17 protein-coding genes are annotated in these 15,742 nt (G+C 67.8%); 8 read left to right on the forward strand and 9 right to left on the reverse strand.

From position 1 onward, the window contains the following. Together WC815_00225 and WC815_00230 are read right to left on the reverse strand one after the other, a co-directional pair. Positions 1-1,041 (reverse strand): PstS family phosphate ABC transporter substrate-binding protein, encoded by a 1,041-nt coding sequence (locus tag WC815_00225; GenBank protein ID MFA5907180.1) that lies wholly within the window; start codon positions 1,039-1,041, stop codon positions 1-3. A 5-nt stretch (positions 1,042-1,046) separates the two neighbouring features. Then, positions 1,047-2,654: a Ppx/GppA phosphatase family protein gene (locus WC815_00230; GenBank protein MFA5907181.1), complete on the reverse strand. Its 1,608-nt coding sequence runs from the start codon at positions 2,652-2,654 to the stop codon at positions 1,047-1,049. Between the two features lie 100 nt (positions 2,655-2,754). Here WC815_00230 and WC815_00235 point away from each other — a divergent pair, with 100 nt between their 5' ends. The 4 genes from WC815_00235 (at position 2,755) to WC815_00250 (ending at position 5,367) form a co-directional block, all read left to right on the forward strand. Then, entirely contained in the window at positions 2,755-3,642 is an 888-nt protein-coding gene (locus WC815_00235) for a CHAD domain-containing protein (protein ID MFA5907182.1), read from the forward strand. A gap of 13 nt (positions 3,643-3,655) precedes the next feature. Continuing rightward, positions 3,656-4,165 (forward strand): phosphohistidine phosphatase SixA, encoded by a 510-nt coding sequence (gene sixA / locus WC815_00240; GenBank protein ID MFA5907183.1) that lies wholly within the window; start codon positions 3,656-3,658, stop codon positions 4,163-4,165. After that, a complete protein-coding gene (locus WC815_00245) occupies positions 4,165-5,061 on the forward strand; it encodes a diacylglycerol kinase family protein (protein MFA5907184.1) in 897 nt (298 codons plus the stop codon). Before sixA ends, WC815_00245 begins: the two co-directional genes overlap by 1 nt. A gap of 90 nt (positions 5,062-5,151) precedes the next feature. Then, a complete protein-coding gene (locus tag WC815_00250) occupies positions 5,152-5,367 on the forward strand; it encodes a hypothetical protein (GenBank protein ID MFA5907185.1) in 216 nt (71 codons plus the stop codon). A 7-nt stretch (positions 5,368-5,374) separates the two neighbouring features. Here the strand turns inward: WC815_00250 and WC815_00255 are convergent, their stop codons facing one another. Continuing rightward, the gene (locus WC815_00255) at positions 5,375-6,112 is read right to left on the reverse strand and encodes a response regulator transcription factor (protein MFA5907186.1); all 738 of its coding nucleotides are present in this window, start codon (positions 6,110-6,112) and stop codon (positions 5,375-5,377) included. A 183-nt stretch (positions 6,113-6,295) separates the two neighbouring features. Here WC815_00255 and WC815_00260 point away from each other — a divergent pair, with 183 nt between their 5' ends. After that, entirely contained in the window at positions 6,296-7,027 is a 732-nt protein-coding gene (locus WC815_00260) for a glycosyltransferase family A protein (protein MFA5907187.1), read from the forward strand. A gap of 111 nt (positions 7,028-7,138) precedes the next feature. Further along, entirely contained in the window at positions 7,139-8,056 is a 918-nt protein-coding gene (locus tag WC815_00265; protein MFA5907188.1) for a PHP-associated domain-containing protein, read from the forward strand. Positions 8,057-8,231: 175 nt separating this feature from the next. Here the strand turns inward: WC815_00265 and WC815_00270 are convergent, their stop codons facing one another. The 5 genes from WC815_00270 to WC815_00290 all read right to left on the reverse strand — a co-directional run bounded on the left by WC815_00270 (position 8,232) and on the right by WC815_00290 (position 12,537). Then, positions 8,232-9,632 (reverse strand): DASS family sodium-coupled anion symporter, encoded by a 1,401-nt coding sequence (locus WC815_00270; GenBank protein MFA5907189.1) that lies wholly within the window; start codon positions 9,630-9,632, stop codon positions 8,232-8,234. A 78-nt stretch (positions 9,633-9,710) separates the two neighbouring features. Continuing rightward, the gene (locus tag WC815_00275) at positions 9,711-11,075 is read right to left on the reverse strand and encodes an alkaline phosphatase PhoX (GenBank protein ID MFA5907190.1); all 1,365 of its coding nucleotides are present in this window, start codon (positions 11,073-11,075) and stop codon (positions 9,711-9,713) included. 311 nt (positions 11,076-11,386) lie between these two features. Beyond that, a complete protein-coding gene (locus WC815_00280) occupies positions 11,387-11,701 on the reverse strand; it encodes an alkaline phosphatase D family protein (GenBank protein MFA5907191.1) in 315 nt (104 codons plus the stop codon). Positions 11,702-11,758: 57 nt separating this feature from the next. Continuing rightward, positions 11,759-12,157: an arsenate reductase ArsC gene (locus WC815_00285; GenBank protein ID MFA5907192.1), complete on the reverse strand. Its 399-nt coding sequence runs from the start codon at positions 12,155-12,157 to the stop codon at positions 11,759-11,761. Beyond that, positions 12,154-12,537, reverse strand: a complete 384-nt coding sequence (locus WC815_00290) for a metalloregulator ArsR/SmtB family transcription factor (GenBank protein MFA5907193.1) — start codon at positions 12,535-12,537, stop codon at positions 12,154-12,156. The genes WC815_00285 and WC815_00290 overlap by 4 nt, the downstream gene beginning before the upstream one ends. A 171-nt stretch (positions 12,538-12,708) precedes the next feature. Between WC815_00290 and WC815_00295 the strand changes: the two genes are divergently transcribed. Next, complete coding sequence (locus WC815_00295) at positions 12,709-14,004, forward strand: NAD(P)-binding domain-containing protein (protein MFA5907194.1); 1,296 nt, start codon at positions 12,709-12,711, stop codon at positions 14,002-14,004. Continuing rightward, positions 14,001-15,170 (forward strand): MFS transporter, encoded by a 1,170-nt coding sequence (locus WC815_00300; GenBank protein ID MFA5907195.1) that lies wholly within the window; start codon positions 14,001-14,003, stop codon positions 15,168-15,170. The genes WC815_00295 and WC815_00300 overlap by 4 nt, the downstream gene beginning before the upstream one ends. Positions 15,171-15,228: 58 nt before the next feature. Here WC815_00300 and WC815_00305 read toward each other — a convergent pair whose 3' ends face one another. Then, positions 15,229-15,741: a superoxide dismutase family protein gene (locus WC815_00305; protein ID MFA5907196.1), complete on the reverse strand. Its 513-nt coding sequence runs from the start codon at positions 15,739-15,741 to the stop codon at positions 15,229-15,231. Between the last annotated feature and the right edge of the window lies 1 nt (position 15,742).

Raw genomic sequence — 15,742 nt, forward strand, 5'->3', positions numbered from 1 at the left:
CTACTGCGCGCGTTCCTTGCTCAGCAACTGGTCGATGGTCACGCCGATCGTGTTCTGCCCGGAGAACACCGACCCGGTGGTGCGCTTGGCGAAGCGGTCGGTGACCATGCCGTAGATGTCGGCGCCCAGGCCGACGTAGTTCACCTCGCGGACGAGGGCCTCGGCGTTCTTCAGGTAGAAGTCCACGAAGCGCTGCACTTCGGGGCGCTCCGCCGCCTTCTTCGAGACGTAGATGAACACCGGCCGCGACAGCGGCTGATAGGTGCCGGTCCGGATGGTGTCGGGGCCCGCCAGGATCGGGCCGGCGCCGTTGTCGGCCTTCTCGTCGTCCACGGGCACCAGCTTCAGGCGCGCCGCGTTCTCTTCGTAGTAGGCGAAGGGGAGGAAGCCGAGCGCCAGTTCGTCGTTGCTGATGCCCTGCACCAGCACGTTGTCGTCTTCGCTCGAGGTGAAGTCGCCGCGGCTGGCCTTGGCCTTGCCGTTGACGGCTTCGGTGAAGTAGTCGTAAGTGCCGGAGTCAACGCCGGCGCCGAACAGGTGGATTTCGCGGTCCGGCCAGGAGGCACGAACCTGGTTCCACTTGGTGACCTTGCCCTGCGCATCCGGCGCCCACATCGTTTTCAACTCGGCCACCGTGATCTTGTCGGCCCAGGTGGCCTTGGGGTGCACGGCGATGGCAATGCCGTCGTAGGCAATCGGCAGCTCGACGTATTCGACGCCCGACTTGGCGCAGGCGGCCACTTCGGTGGCGCTGATCGGACGCGAGGCGTCGCTGATGTCGATTTCGCCGCGGCAGAACTTCTGAAAGCCGCCGCCGGTGCCGGAGATACCCACGGTCACGCGCGCGGACTTGTCGGCCTTCTGGAATTCTTCCGCGACCGCCTCGCTGATCGGAAAGACCGTGCTGGACCCATCGAGGGACACAAGGGCAGGGCCGGCCGCCGGCGTGCCGGTTGAGGTGGAACCGCCGCCGCCACAGGCGGCCAGCGTGAGAGTCAGCACCACGACGGGTGCCATGTGTCGAATGGGTAACAGCAACATGGTCCCTAGCGTACACGCCGGGGGTTTCGCGGTAGTTTCTGGCGTGTTAACTCTGTGTTAACGGCCTTGAGGCCCTTCCGGTAGGGGATCTTCTCGATGCGGATCTTCCGGTCGAGCGCGTCTTCGAGCGCCCGCGCCTGCTTGCGCGCGGCCCAGACCTCCAGCTCGGCATCACCGACCGCCTGCACGTTGATGCGCAGTTCGCCCAGCCGCTCGCGCACTTCGAGGCCCCGGACGACGCCGTGGCGGCTGCGGTCGAGGGTCTCGGCGAGGCGGAGAAACGCCGACAGCACCTCGACTGTGTGCCGGCGCGGCTTACTGAGATCCTGCTGACCGACGTGGTCGTCCTTGGGCGTGGCGCGGCGGTGATAGCGCGCCACCAGCGCCATGATGTCGATCTCCTCCGGCTCGAACCCGCGCAGGTCGCCGTTCTTGATCAGGTAGTACGAGTGCCGATGGTGCTTCTCGTAGCTGATGTGGTTGCCGATGTCGTGGAGGAAGCCGGCATACTCCAGCCACTCGCGCTCGCGATCGCCCAGGCCATGAATCCGCTTGGTGAAGTCGAACATCGTCAGGGCCAGCGCGGCCACCTGGCGCGAGTGTTCCGCTTCCCATCGGCAGCGTTCGGCGAGTTCGACCACCGACCGGCGGCGGACATCCGGATACGAATCCACGCGCGCGATGTGCCGGCGGTGGCCGTGGATGTAGTCCAGCAGCACGCCTTCGCGGAGCGCGAGGTCGCACAGCGTGATCTCGTCGGCGCCCAGCTTCTTGAGCACCGTGTCGAGCAGGATGACGCCGGCCACCATCAGATCCGCGCGGCGGGGATCCTGGCCGAGCAGGTGCATCCGCTCTTCCAAATCCATGTCGAGGGCGGTCTTCCGAAGGCGCCGTAAGCTCTTGGCCGGCACCCGCAGGTTGCGCACTTCCTGCGGCGGCGTGCCGCGGTCCATCGCCGTGGCTACGGTGCCGAGCGACAGGATGGTGCCCGACGTGCCGATCACGCGGTCGTAGCCGGCCTCGACAATGGTCTCGAGGTAGCGGTCCACTTGTTCGCCGATGAACTCGGTCATCTTGCGCTCGTCGCGGGTCGAAATCGGATCGGAGTCCACGAACCGCTCGGTCAGGCGGATGACGCCGATCTTGAAGCTGCGCGCGAACTCGACCTCGCGGCCGCTGCCGCGCGTGATCTCGACGCTGCCGCCGCCGATGTCGATCACCACCGCCGGCTTCGGCGTATCGACGCCGTAGACCGCCGCCAGGTGGATCAGCCGCGCTTCTTCGGTGCCGGTGATGAGGCGGGCGCGGATGCCGGTCTTCCGCTCGATCTCCTTGAGGAAGGCGCCGCCATTCTCCGCCTCGCGCGTGGCGCTGGTCGCCACCGCGAGAATCTCATCGACCTGGTGCGAGGTGGCCAGGCGCTGGAACTTCGACAACGCCTGGAGCGCCGCGTTCATCGATTCGGGCGTCAGCTTCTTGCCGTCGAGGCCGCCGGCACCCAGCCGGACCATTTCCTTTTCGCGGTCCACGACCTCGAACGAGAAGTCCGGCCGTACGCGAACCACAATCATGTGGACCGAATTGGTGCCGATGTCGATGGCAGCTAGGCGCATGGGCAAAGGGGATAGTGGTGGACCTGCCCTGAGCGAGGAGCCGCCCCGGCTTGCCGGCTCGACTCCGAGTCGAAGGGTATAATCGGAAGTTCATCCTAGCATGGAGCGTTCAGCCCTCTCCGTCGCCATGGTCCGCCAACGCCTGGTGTCGCTGCTCACCGCGATGCCCGCGGCGCAGTCAGGCGACGAGACGTCGGTGCACCAGGCCCGCGTGGCGTCGCGACGGTTGCGCGAGGTCCTGCCGGTGCTGGGCGCCAGTGCCGACGGCCAGGCGCTGGACCGCGTTGATCGCCGTGTCCGCCGCATTACCCGCGCGCTGGGCCCGGTCCGCGAACTGGATGTCGCCCTCCTGCTGCTGGCCGAGCTCGAAGGCCGCGGCGACGCGGCGGCCCGCGCCATCAACCGAGTCCGCGCCGCGGTGGTTGCCGAGCGCCTGGAGCGACGGCGGGAGATGCTCGACGAAATCACCCCGTCCCGCCTCGACACACTGCGCAAGCGGCTGGTCGATGTCGCCGCCCCGGACACCCATCCCGCGGTGCCCGCCGACGCGGTGGCCGAAGCCGCGGAGCGGTCCGCCACCCGCGCGCGGCGGATGGGCGCCGCCATCGAGCACGCCGGCGGCATCTACCTGCCGGACCGGTTGCATCGCGTCCGCATCGCCGCCAAGAAGCTGCGATACGCCATCGAGATCCAGCGCGAGCTGATGCACTCGCGATCCCGGGCGCACCTTGGCCGGTTGCGCACGCTGCAGGATCTGCTGGGCCGCATGCACGACCTCGAGACCCTGATCGAGCGGGCCCGCGCCGTGCAGGCGTCGCTCGCCGCGCGCGACCGTCGCGGCATGGCCGAACTCGATTCGCTCATTCGCGTGCTGGAGGATGAGTGCCGCGAAGGGCACGCCGCCTACATGCACGCGCGGCCGCACCTCATCAAGATGTGTGAGGCCGTCATCGACACCGCCGGGCAATCCCGCTCGACTGCGGCGTAACCCCAAGGATGTCATGGCCGCTACTATCGAGCTCTACCTCGTTCGGCACGGCGTTGCCGCCGAGCGCGGGCCGAAGTATCCCGACGACCGCCTGCGTCCGCTGACGCCAGCCGGCGTCAAGAAGTTCGCCGCGTCCGTCCCCGGCCTCCTCGAACTCGACGTCGTCATCGACTTCGTGCTGACCAGCCCCCTGGTGCGTGCGCGCGAGACGGCCACCTTGCTGGCGTCGGGGCTCAAGCCGAAGCCCGCCATCGCGGAGGTGGAGGCGTTGGCGCCGGGCGGCCGGTATCAGGCGGTGGTGGAAGCCATCAAGACCCACGCCAAGCAGCACCGCCGGCTGGCGCTGGTGGGCCACGAGCCCGACCTGGGTGAGCTGGCCGCGCGCCTGCTCGGCGCACGAGGCACCATCGCGTTCAAGAAGGGCGCGATTTGCGCCATCGACGTGGACGGCGCCACGCCCGGCGGGCCCGGCACGCTGCGCTGGTTCCTCACGCCCCGCGCCCTCCGCGCCCTCGCCCCTTGATGAACGCGACCGTCGTCATCAACCCGATTGCCGGGCCGGGCCGCGTGCGCACCCTCGACTCGTGTATTGCGCTCGCCAAGGAGGCGCTGGCCCGCGGCGGGTTCGCGGCCGACGTGCGCATCACCGCCGGACCGGCTGATGCCGAACGGTTTGCGACCGAGGCTCTCACGGCCGGTCATCAACTGGTTGTGGCGTGGGGCGGCGACGGAACGGTGAACGGCGTGGGTGCCGCCCTGGCAGGCACGCGCGTGCCCCTGGCCATCATCCCGGGCGGTTCGGGCAACGGCCTCGCGCGTGACCTCGGGGTGCCGCTCGATGTCGCCGCGGCGTTCCGGGTCGCGGCGTCAGGTGCGAACCGCGCCATCGATGCCGGCGACCTGGACGGCTCGCTGTTTTTCAACGTGGCCGGCATCGGCTTGGATGCGCGCATTGCGGTTCGACTGGCCGAGCCGGGCGCACGACGCGGGCTGCTCGGTTACGTCGTGGCCACGGTCCGCGAGGTGTCAACCTACCGCGCCAGCGAGTACTCGATCGCCGTGTCAGACGGCAGGAGTCCGGCCGTGTTCTCGACGCCGGCGCTGTTCATCGCCATGGCCAACTCCCGCCAGTACGGCAACGGCGCGCAAATCGCGCCGCATGCCCGTCTCGACGATGGCCAACTGGACGTGGTCGTCGTGAAGCCGCAATCGGTGCTGAGCATGGCGTCACGCATACCGGCGTTCTTTCGCGGGACGCTGCAGGCCGACGACAAGGTGCTGATGCGAACCGCTGCCGCGGTGGACATCTCGTCGGACCAAGCGATCTCATTTCATGTCGACGGGGAGCCGCGAAACGGCTCAACCACGGTCGAGCTTCGGACGCGGCCGCTAGCCCTGCTAGTTCGCGTTAAACCCTGACTTATCAATTAGTTCTCGCATTTGACCGAGAACTTGTCGCCTAGAATTTACACCCGCGCTGCCGGACTTCAGGTCAGCATGGTAAGAGCCATGGACGCTTTTACCAAGAAGCTTCAATTCCACGAACACACGCGCCGGTATTCGATTCTCATGACGACTGATGGCTGGGAGGTTCGCGAAGAGCGCGACAGCCAGGTCGTGCGCCAGGCGCACTACCAGGACTGGCACCGCGTGGAGCGCGCGCAGCGATCGATCTCGATCGAGCTGGACGAGCTCCGCACCAAGGGCTGGGCCGAGGTGAACTGAGAAGTGTCTACTTCTCGGTTTCGATGAATCGATAGCCCAGGCCGACGACGGTTTCGATTTGCTTGCCGGCGGCGCCGAGCTTGCTGCGCAGCCGGCCGACGTGTACATCCACCGACCGTGTCTCGATCATGCGGTCGTAGCCCCACACCCGTTCAAGCAGGCGATCGCGCGAGAGCACGCGATTGCGGTTCTCTACGAGGTACCGCAGCAGTTCGTATTCGCGCCGGGTCAACCGCACTGGAACGCCGTCCACGGCAATCGAGATCGCGTCGAAATCGGCGACGAGGTGTTGTCCCCGATAGATGGGTGGCGGGCCCGCTTCTTCCGGCCGGCCGCGGCGGAGCACCGCGCGGACACGGGCGGCGAGCTCGCGCGGGCTGAAGGGCTTGGTGACGTAGTCGTCGGCGCCGGCATCGAGCCCGACGACGCGGTCGCCTTCGCTGCTCCGGGCCGTGAGCATGATGATGGGGGTCCTGGCGGTCGCGGGCCGGCCTCGGAGGAGGCGGCACACTTCGAGGCCGCCCAGCACGGGCAGGTTGAGGTCCAGGATGATCAGGTCCACCGGCTGCTCGCCGGCCAGCTTCAATGCCTGGTCGCCGCTCTCCGCCACCTCGACGATTGCGTCACCGCTGCGCTCGAGCGTGTGCTTGACCAGGCCGGCAATGTCTTTTTCGTCTTCGACCACCAGCACGCGGGTCTTCTCGGTCGCGCGTCCTGATGCCGTGGTCCGAGAGCGGCTGGTCATCTGAGTTGCCGGTTCCATTGCCCTCAACGGTAACGGTTGGAGATTTCTAGCCGGTGACGGAGGCGTTAATTCTGAGTTACCAATCCGGCCGTCCGGTGATCGTGGACCGCGGTCGTAATTCACGGCGGCGTTACCCGCCCGTGATCGCCGCGTCATGGCGGCGCCGTACCCTGTGGTTCCAGCATGACCATCAGCGTCATCGTCTGCGCCTACAACGAAGAGGGCTACATCGCCCCGTGCCTGCAGTCGCTGCGATCGCAGAGCCGGCTGCCTGACGAAATCATCGTCATCGACAACGCGAGCTCGGATCGGACGGGGCAGGTGGCCCGCCAGGTGCGCGGCGTGCGCGTGGTCGACGAGCCGCGGAAGGGCCTGGTCATCGCCCGCGAGCGCGGCCGGCAAGAGGCGCGCGGCGACGTGCTCGTGTATGTCGATGCCGATTGCCGGGCGCCGCGGACCTGGCTGGAGCGGATCGCGCGGCGCTTCGCCGGCGATCCCGGCCTGATCGCGCTGTCGGGCAACTACCGCTTCTACGATTGGGACTGGTTGGGACGGACGCTGCTGCGCGCCTACGATTTCACTCTGGGCCCGGCCACCCACGTCCTCGTGAAATACGTGCTGCGGATCGGCGTGGTGTTCTACGGCGGCAACTTCGCGGTGAGGCGCGAGGCGCTCGACGGTATTGGCGGGTTCGACACCACGATCGAGTTTCACGGCGAAGACACCAACCTCGGCCGCCGGCTGTCGCGTATCGGTCGCGTCGAGCTGCGCTACGACTGCTACCTCGAGACCTCGGCGCGGCGCTACAACGCGATGGGGAAGGGCGCCGTGTTCCGGCTGTATGCGCGGAACTTCGTGTCGGAGCTGTTGCATCACCGCCCCAAAGATAGGGCGCACCTCGACGTCCGCCCGTAGAGTTTGCCGGAACGACAAGGCCAGGCCACAGGTTCGTCATGCGCTTGAGGCATTCTGCCTTTCAAGAGCAGTGACGGAAGGACTGATGGATCCAGTTAGCGGAGGTGAGCGGTGAAACTCGACACACACGTCCACACATTCCACTCCGGCCGCGCGACCGTGTTCCCCTTCAACCATTTCATGCGCGAGTGTTACAACACGCCCGAGAGCGTGCACGACACCGCCAAGCGGCGCGGCATGGATCTGGTCACCGTGACCGACCATGACCAAATCAGCGGCGCCCTCGCGATTGCCGACCGGCCGGATGTGCTGGTCGGCTGCGAGGTGACGGCAGAGTTCGCGGATGCGGACCTGTGCGTTCACCTCAACGTTCTTGACATCACCCCGGCTCAGCACGACGAGATCCAGCGGCTCAGGAACGACGTGCGGCAGTTGATGCCGTACCTCAGCCAACAAGGTGTCTACACGTCTCTCAACCACGTGGCCTCAGGCATCAACGGCCCGCTCACGGCCGGCCACCTGGCGGCAATTCTGCCGTGGGTCGATGGCCTCGAAGTGATCAACGGCACCCGCCTCCCCTCGCAGAACCGCACGGCGATGTGCCTGGCGCGGGCCACCGGCAAGCACGTGCTCGGTGGCGGCGACTCCCACACCGGTCGCGGCATCGGACTGACCTGGACCGAAGTGCCGGGTGCGCGCACCCGTGAGGAGTTCATGGCGGGTCTCCGCGCCGGTCGGGCGATCGCCGGTGGTGACCACGGCGGCCACCGCACGATGCTCTCCGACATGTGGCGCTTCGCCGGCAACTTCATGACCGAAGCGGTGGCGACCACCGTCACGCGTCCGGCCGACTGGCGCGGTTACGCCTGCACGTTCGGCGGCATCCTGGGGCTGCCGGTCATGCCGCTGGTGATGGCCGGCGCGTTCATGCATTTCATCCACGAACAGCGGTTCAACCGGGATCTGCTGTATGACTTGCTCGCGAAGCCCGCGGAAGCGGCGCGGGTCGCGGGTGTGCTCGCGGCGTAGGGTGGGCGCGGTCGCGTCGCGACCGCGTGGGGCTCGCGCCTTCGGCGCTCGTCGGGCTCGCGGCTCCGCCGCTCGTCGGGGTCGCTCGCTCCTGGGGAAAAGGCATTTCCCCACGAGGCGCGCAGCGCCGAGCCCCACGAGGTCCGAAGGACCGAGCCCTACGAAGGCGCGCGCCCTACCACAACCCCAGCCATTTCCACCACGCCGCGCCCGCGGTGAGCCAGATCACGATGTTCGCCACCGAGGTGACGAAGCCGACCTTCCACCAGTCGCTGCGCGACACGTAGCCCACCCCAAACAGGATCGGCCCGGTCGTGGTCCCGTAGTGGGTGAGGCCGGCGGTGAGGTTGGCGGTGCACAGCAGGCTGTAGACCGCCAGCGGCGGCGGCACGCCGATGCCGATCAGCACCGCCACGAACGGCGGGAACATCGCCAGCATGTGCGCGGTGATGCTGGCGAAGAAGTAATGCGCGTAGAAGTAGATGATCAGGATGCCGACGAGCACGATGGCCCACGGGATGCCGACGAAGAGGCCGCCGACGTGTTCGGCCAGCACGCGCGTGGATCCGGTGTCGTTGAGCAGCTCGCCCATGCGCAGCATGCCGCCGTACCAGACGAACACGTCCCACGCCGACCGTTCGCTGGCGGCGGTCTGCCAGCTCAGGGTGCCCGACGAGAGCAGCACGGCGATGCCGACCAGCGCCACGAACGTGACATCCAGGCGATGCCAGGCGGAGGTGATCCACATGACGCCAACGCCGCTGAACACCAGGAGCGTCACCCATTCGTCGCGGCTGAGCGGCCCCATCTTCTTGAGCTCGGCGGCGGCGAAGATCGGCGCCTCCGGCGTGCGGGTGACCTCTGGTGTGAGTATGCGATACGCGATCCACGGCACCACGGCGCACGACAGCAGGCCCGGCACAATGGCGGCGACGAACCAGCTCGCCCAGGTCACCTCGACGTTGGCCAGCTTCAGCGCGAGGTTGGCGCCCAGCAGGTTGCTGGCCTGGCCGGTGAGGAACATCGCGCACGCCACCGCCGAGCCCTGATACATGGCGGCGATCAGGAATGCGCCCAGCCGCTTGGCGCTCGGACCGGGGTGGGAATCGAACAGCTCAGCGATGCTGCGCGCGATCGGCAGCACCATGCCGGCGCTCCGCGCGGTGATCGAGGGCACGCCGGAGGCGAGCGTGACGTCGGTCATCTGCAGCGCGTAGGCGACGCCCAGCGACGTGCGCCCGACCGCGCGCACGAACAGCAGGGCGATGCGGCGCGCCAGGCCGCAGTCGAGCATCACCTTGGCGATCAGCATGGCGATGATGACCAGCCACACCGAGGGCGCGGCGAACCCGCCCAGCACCTGCGGCATCGGCGTGCCGTTGGCGACCATGGCCGTGAGGCCCATCAGCACCAGCGCCGACGCCGGCAGCGGCTCGGTCACCATCCCGGCGATCACGCAGATGAAGATCGCCGTCTGCCGCCACCCCTGTGGCGTGATGGTGGCGGGGGCCGGAATCAGGTGGGCGAGGACGAGATAGAGGACAACGAGCGCGGCCAGGCCGCGAGTGCGCGACATTTGGGCTGAATTCTATACGCAGATGCCATCACCAGGGCCGCAGATGACACTGATGACGCGGATCAGTTCAACGCCGAATCACAGGGAGCCACGCTCCCATGGACCGGTGATCGCGACCGTGAACCCGGGCGTCTGGATGTTGAGGAACAGCCACCGGCCATCGGGACTGAACGTGGCGCCGGCGAACTCGCCGCTTCGGAAGTCGCCCGCGATGCCGTTCCGCTCACCGCCGAGGACGATGTTGTTCCGCACAAAGCGGACGATCTTGCCGTCGCGCGTGAGGCCGTGCACGCACGGATTGGCCGTGCCGTCCTCGCACAGTACCAGCCCGCCGCGCGGACTGACCACGAGGTTGTCAGGCATGTTCAGCACCTCGGCACCGGGTGACTCGTAGACCAGGCGGATGGCCTGGTTGCGAATGTCGAGTTCCCACACCTGCCCCATCTTGGCGTCGCCGCCCTCGGTACTGGTCACGAACACGCGGCCGCTGCCGTACCACGCCCCCTCGAGGCGGCCGAAGATGGCGCCGCCCTTCTCCAGTCCCTGTGCGAACACGCCGCCCGTGTCGAAGGCGGCGGGGTCGACGTGCGCCTTGTCTGGCTGCTCGATCAGCACCCAGTGGATGCCTAGCGTCTGGCCGGCTCGCTGGCCTTGTCGGAGATCCGCGCGGGGCCGGCCATCGACGGCCAACATCTCCAGGCGCCCACCGTCGGCGAGGCGCCGCGGTGACCGCGGTGTGAAGCGATACAGGCCCGCACGCCGCCGGTCTTCCGTTTGGTAGACGATGCTGGTTTCCGGATCGACGGCGACGGCTTCGTGGAAGAAACGCCCCATTGCGACCAGCGGCTCCAAGGTCGGTGTGCCGTCGACGGGCACTTCGAAGACATAGCCGTGCGGTCGCCGCAGCGAGGGATCCTCGGCTGGCCCGAGCGTCGTCTCTTCGCAGCTCAGCCAGCTGTTCCACGGCGTCATGCCGCCGGCGCAGTTGCGCAAGGTGCCGGCGAGGCTGGTGCGCGAACTGGTCAAGAGGCCCGTGACGGGATTGAAGATGAGGGTGGTCGTGCCGCCGCCCGCCCGCTCGTCGTAGGCGATCGACGAATCGAACGCCGGGCCGGGGTCCAGTTCGTGATTGCGTATCAGGACGACGGTGCCGTTGGCGCCGGCAAACGCGGCCATGCCGTCGTGCCTGCCGGGCGTGCGCCTGCCGGAATCGAGCGGATCGCCGATCCAGCCCAACGAGCGGTAACGAAACCCGTCCGGCAACTGGAGCAGCGGGAGCCCGGTGGTCTCATCGTTCACCGGGCGCAGCGGCCCGTATCCGATGTCGTCGGGCGCGAGCCGGCCGGCCGCGGCGGGGCGCCACAGCGCCTCGAGCGGAACGGTGACGGCGGCGCCGCCGATGAGCGCCGCGTGCCTCAAGAATTCGCGTCGGGGCGTCGTCATGGCGCCCGAGTGTAGCCAGCGGGCGTTGCGACTGCAAGACGGTTCAGCGACGCGGTGTTGTCGAAAGCACCTGCGCGAACTCCTCGTAATGATCCGTGGCGATGAAGTCGACGCCGGCGCTGAAGGCCGCCGCCAGCGTGCGCGCGCCCACGTCCGGATCCTTCGTGTCGTGGGAGACGACGCTCCGCCCGACACCGATTCGTCAGCCGGCCGTCAACGAAACGTCAAGAGCGCCCGGTAGTCTTGACCCACCTCCGTTGTCCTGCTGCAGACCGGCGACGATCGGCAGCAGGACGTTTTTTCCATCAGGCTTACGACACCAGGCTGCCGGGCGTGCCGGCCTGCACGACGCGCGTCGCGGCCGTTCGCGCGGCGCCGCCGCGGATGGTCACCTTGTCAATCACGCGGAAGTCCGCCTGCATCGTCTTGGGCGTGGCCGTGCACGCGATGTAGCCGCGCTTGTTGCTGTGATAGGTGAGATGCGGATTGTCTCTTGCGCCGGCATTGCAGGCTTGTTTCGATCGGTATTGCCGCGTATCCAACACGTGCAGGTCGATCAGGTTCCCGAAGCGCAGGCGCCGATGCAGCGGCAAATGCGGTCCGTTCGGACGAATTCCGTTGGACATGCGCGCACGATAACGCTGTTCGATGACAAGTCCGCGACGTGGCGGACGGTGGCGGGGCTAGCGCCAGCCGTTGTCGGAGATCAACGCGCGAACGCGTCGATCGATGTCATCGACGATGCCGCGGACCACGGCTGCGGGTTGCCCCTTCGGATCGGCAAGCGGCCAGTCGTCTCGCCTGGCGCCGGGCACGACCGGACACTCGTCGCCGCAGCCCATCGTGATCAGCCACTGCGCCTGGTTCGCGAGGTCGTCGGTGAGCTTCTGTGGTTTCTGGCCGGACAGGTCGATGCCCATCTCACGCAACAGCGCGACAACTTCCGGGTGCACATGATCAGCGGGCTGGGTGCCGGCCGAGATGGCGCGCGCCTTGAGCGGATCCGCGAGGCGATTGAAGAGGGCAGCGGCGATCTGCGACCGGCCCGCGTTGTGCACGCAGGCGAACAGGACGGTGGTCACGACGCCTTGCGGGCGACCTGCAGCCGCCGTTCGTCCTTGGCGCTGACCTCGGCATGCGAGAGCGCGTGCAGGGCAGCGGCAACGACGGCGGCGATCACGGGGTTCTCGATGGGGGTCAGCCGATAGTGCATCCAGATGCCGGCGCGCCGTGCGTCCACCAGGCCCGCCTTGCGCAAGTAGGCGAGATGGCGTGACGCGGTGGGCTGCGGCACGTCGAGGCTGGCGTGAATGTCGCAGACGCAGACTTCACCGTCCCGCAGCAGCGCCAGAATCCGGAGGCGGGTCGCGTCCGCCAGCGCCGAGTACACCTGCGTGAGCGCGTCCAGGTTCTTCACCTTGGGCGCCGGTGTGGCGGAGCAGCACGAAGCCTTCTGTGTCATCTGCGGCCCTGGTGTAATTCCATCGGCGGAATCATATTCGTGTTGACAAATATATCACGGGTCAATATATTCGCTAAACCGTATATGACGGGACTGTGTTTCCGGACGGGAGGGCCCCGCCTTCTCATGAGAAAGCGAGCGTAAGGAATGTCGGCGAGCGATTCACGACCGGTGGCCATCATCGGGGGAGGCCCCGTGGGCCTCACCGCCGCGGCCCAGTTGGTGGCGCGGCGGCAGCCATTCATCGTGCTCGAGGCCGGCGCGGAAGTCGGTGCCGCCGTCCGCGAATGGGGCCACGTGACGATGTTCTCGCCGTGGCGATATACCGTGGACAAGACGGCGCGGCAGTTGCTCGAGGCCCATGGCTGGCAGGCCCCTCCAGACGAGGTGCTGCCCACCGGGAACGACTTGGTCGATCGCTACGTCGCGCCGCTGGGCGGGCTGCCCGGGATTGCGCCGCATGTCCGGCTGAACGCCCGTGTCACGGCCATTGGCCGCAAAGACTTCGACAAGGTGCGGACCAAGGGGCGTGACGCGCAGCCGTTCGAGGTCCACCTCGACACCGGCGAGGTCATCGAGGCCCGGGCGGTCATCGATGCCAGCGGCACGTGGAGCCGGCCGAACCCGGCCGGCTCGAGCGGCCTGGCGGTGCCAGGCGAGCGCGAGAATGCCGATCGCATCTCGTACGGCATCCCTGACGTGTCGGGGATTGCCCGGGCGCGGTTCGCGGGCAAGCGCGTCGTCGTCGTCGGCAGCGGCCATTCGGCCTTCAACGTGATCCTCGACCTGTTGAAACTCGCTGAGCAGGCCCCCGGGACCGGGATCGTGTGGGTGATGCGCCGCGAGAACCTCGACACGGTGTGGGGCGGCGGCTCGGCGGACGCGCTCGAGGCCCGCGGGGAACTGGGCGCGCGCGCGAAGCGGGCGGTGGAATCCGGCCGCCTCACCGTGTTGAGCCCTTACCGCATCCGGGCCATCGCGCGGTCCGGTGGCGGGCTCGAGATCACGGGCGCGCTGCGCGGTGTCGAATCCAGGGTGGCCGCCGACGAGATGATCGTCTGCGCCGGCTTCCGCCCGGATCTCCAGATGTTGAACGAAGTCCGCATCAACATGGACCCCTGGCTGGAGTGCACGTCGGCCCTCGGCCCGCTCATCGATCCCAACGAACACAGTTGCGGCACCGTCCGGCCTCACGGCGCAAAAGAGCTGGCGCACCCGGAAAAAGACTTCTTCGTGATCGGCATGAAGAGCTACGGCCGCGCGCCGACGTTCCTGCTGGCGACCGGCTATGAGCAGGCGCGGTCGGTGGTCGCGTACCTGTCCGGTGACCTGGCGGCCGCGGCGCGCGTCGAGCTGGAACTGCCCGAGACGGGTGTCTGCAACTCCACCACCACCGACGGCGCGTCCGGGTGCTGCACCACGGTGCCGCCACCGCTCCTGCAAATCGGGTCGCTCGCGCACAAATGACGCGCCGCGCGGTCTGGGTCGTTGGCCTCGGCCAGTGCGTGAGCTGGGGCGTGCTGTATTACGCCTTCAGCGTGCTCATCGTTCCCGTGGAGCGCCACCTCGGCGTCGCCCGCTGGGTCGTGGTCGGCGCGTTCTCCGTGGCGCTGCTGGTCTCGGCCGCGGTGGCGCCGCGAGTGGGCAGTCTCGTCGATCGCGGACATGGTCCGTCCGTGGTGCAGGCCGGTGGCCTGGCCGCGGCGGGCCTGCTCGCGTCGTGGGCGCTGGTGCCAAACGTCTACCTCACGTACCTGATCTGGGCCGCGCTCGGCCTGTGCATGTCGGCCGTTCTCTACGAACCGGTCTTCGCCATCGTCGGCAAGGCGGTGAGCCACGCCGGCGACCGCCTGCGGGCGATTGCGACCATCACCATCTTCGGCGGCGTCGCCAGCACAGTATTCCTTCCATTGACGGGCGCGCTGGTCGAGCGCCTGGGGTGGCGCGAGGCCGTCGGCGTGCTCGCCGCGGGACTGGCCGTGACGACGCTCGCCGTCCAGCGTTTTGCATTGGCGACATTGAGCCGGCCACGCGGTGTGCCGGCGGATCCAGATCTTGACGATGGCGTCCCATCCGGTGACGTCGGCAAGCGCCCGGGACTGGCCCAGATGATTGCCGTGTTCACCGGCTCGAGCTTCGTTGGTGCCGCCCTGGCCACCAACCTGGTTCCGGCGCTGATCGAGCGAGGGCTGTCACCGACGACCGCCGCCGCGTTCGGGGGATTGTTTGGCGTGATGCAGCTCCCGGGCCGGCTCCTCTTCATGCACCACAACCGCTCCGTGAACCCCATGATGCTGCTGGCCGGCAGTGTCGGCCTCCAGATCACCGGGCTGCTGGTGCTGATGGCATCGCGATCGTTCGCCGCCATTGCGGTGGGCGTGGCGTTGTTCGCGTTCGGTTCCGGGCTCGCCGTTCTCGCGCGGCCGTACTTCGTGCTGGTGTTCTACGGATCCGGCCGGGCCGGAGAAATGAACGGTGTGTTCGCGCGGCCGCAGCAACTGGCGCGCGCGGCCGGCCCGGTGTGCGCCGCGGCCCTGGCCGGTGCGACCGGTTACGGTGTGGTGTTCGGACTGCTGGCGGCGGGATTGTTGATGGTCGCGATGTCACTGACGACGACGCGGACTTCAGGGTGAGGGAGCCGGGAGAAGATCCCGACGAGGATCCTCTCCCGTCCGTCAGGGAGCGCAGCGACTACTTGATGATGACGGCGCACGCGATGCGGTCGCCGGCGGCGCCGCCCGGGTCGGTCTTCATGTCGTCGGCCGCGGCGTGAACCATCAGCGCCGTGCCGCCGTTGGCGTAAATCGAGTTGGCGCCTTCACCCATCGTCACGGCCTTGTTGGTGACGGTGGCCTTGGCGGTGCCGTCGGCGGCCACGGTGAAGTTCATCATGTCGCCGGCGTGCGGGCCTTCGGGGCTCTGCAGGCCGTGCTTCTTGCCGGCGGGGTTGAAGTGCGGACCGGCGCTGGTAAACGCGGGGCCTTCGCACTTGGCGACCGAGTGAATGTGAATCGCGTGTTCGCCGGGCGTGAGGCCCTTCAGGTCGAGGGCGATCGAGATACCGCCGCCGCTCGCGGCCGAAATCATGGCCATGCCGACCGATGCGCCCTTGGCGTCCTTCAGGTCAACGTGCTTCATGCCTTGCGCCGACAGGCCGAGCGTCACAACGAACGAGAGCGCGATAGTCGAAAGTATCCGGGTCATG

Source organism: Vicinamibacterales bacterium, from assembly GCA_041659285.1.
Taxonomy (GTDB): Bacteria; Acidobacteriota; Vicinamibacteria; order Vicinamibacterales; family UBA2999; genus 12-FULL-67-14b.

What these genes read in the sequence shown, in the direction of transcription:
- WC815_00230 (MFA5907181.1), bottom strand. Translation starts at nt 2,654, where the DNA reads ATGCGCCTAGCTGCCATCGACATCGGCACCAATTCGGTCCACATGATT.
- WC815_00260 (MFA5907187.1), top strand. Translation starts at nt 6,296, where the DNA reads ATGACCATCAGCGTCATCGTCTGCGCCTACAACGAAGAGGGCTACATC.
- WC815_00270 (MFA5907189.1), bottom strand. Translation starts at nt 9,632, where the DNA reads ATGTCGCGCACTCGCGGCCTGGCCGCGCTCGTTGTCCTCTATCTCGTC.
- WC815_00275 (MFA5907190.1), bottom strand. Translation starts at nt 11,075, where the DNA reads ATGACGACGCCCCGACGCGAATTCTTGAGGCACGCGGCGCTCATCGGC.
- WC815_00305 (MFA5907196.1), bottom strand. Translation starts at nt 15,741, where the DNA reads ATGACCCGGATACTTTCGACTATCGCGCTCTCGTTCGTTGTGACGCTC.
- WC815_00290 (MFA5907193.1), bottom strand. Translation starts at nt 12,537, where the DNA reads ATGACACAGAAGGCTTCGTGCTGCTCCGCCACACCGGCGCCCAAGGTG.
- WC815_00280 (MFA5907191.1), bottom strand. Translation starts at nt 11,701, where the DNA reads ATGTCCAACGGAATTCGTCCGAACGGACCGCATTTGCCGCTGCATCGG.
- WC815_00255 (MFA5907186.1), bottom strand. Translation starts at nt 6,112, where the DNA reads ATGACCAGCCGCTCTCGGACCACGGCATCAGGACGCGCGACCGAGAAG.
- WC815_00235 (MFA5907182.1), top strand. Translation starts at nt 2,755, where the DNA reads ATGGAGCGTTCAGCCCTCTCCGTCGCCATGGTCCGCCAACGCCTGGTG.
- WC815_00250 (MFA5907185.1), top strand. Translation starts at nt 5,152, where the DNA reads ATGGACGCTTTTACCAAGAAGCTTCAATTCCACGAACACACGCGCCGG.
- WC815_00300 (MFA5907195.1), top strand. Translation starts at nt 14,001, where the DNA reads ATGACGCGCCGCGCGGTCTGGGTCGTTGGCCTCGGCCAGTGCGTGAGC.
- sixA (MFA5907183.1), top strand. Translation starts at nt 3,656, where the DNA reads ATGGCCGCTACTATCGAGCTCTACCTCGTTCGGCACGGCGTTGCCGCC.
- WC815_00225 (MFA5907180.1), bottom strand. Translation starts at nt 1,041, where the DNA reads ATGTTGCTGTTACCCATTCGACACATGGCACCCGTCGTGGTGCTGACT.
- WC815_00245 (MFA5907184.1), top strand. Translation starts at nt 4,165, where the DNA reads ATGAACGCGACCGTCGTCATCAACCCGATTGCCGGGCCGGGCCGCGTG.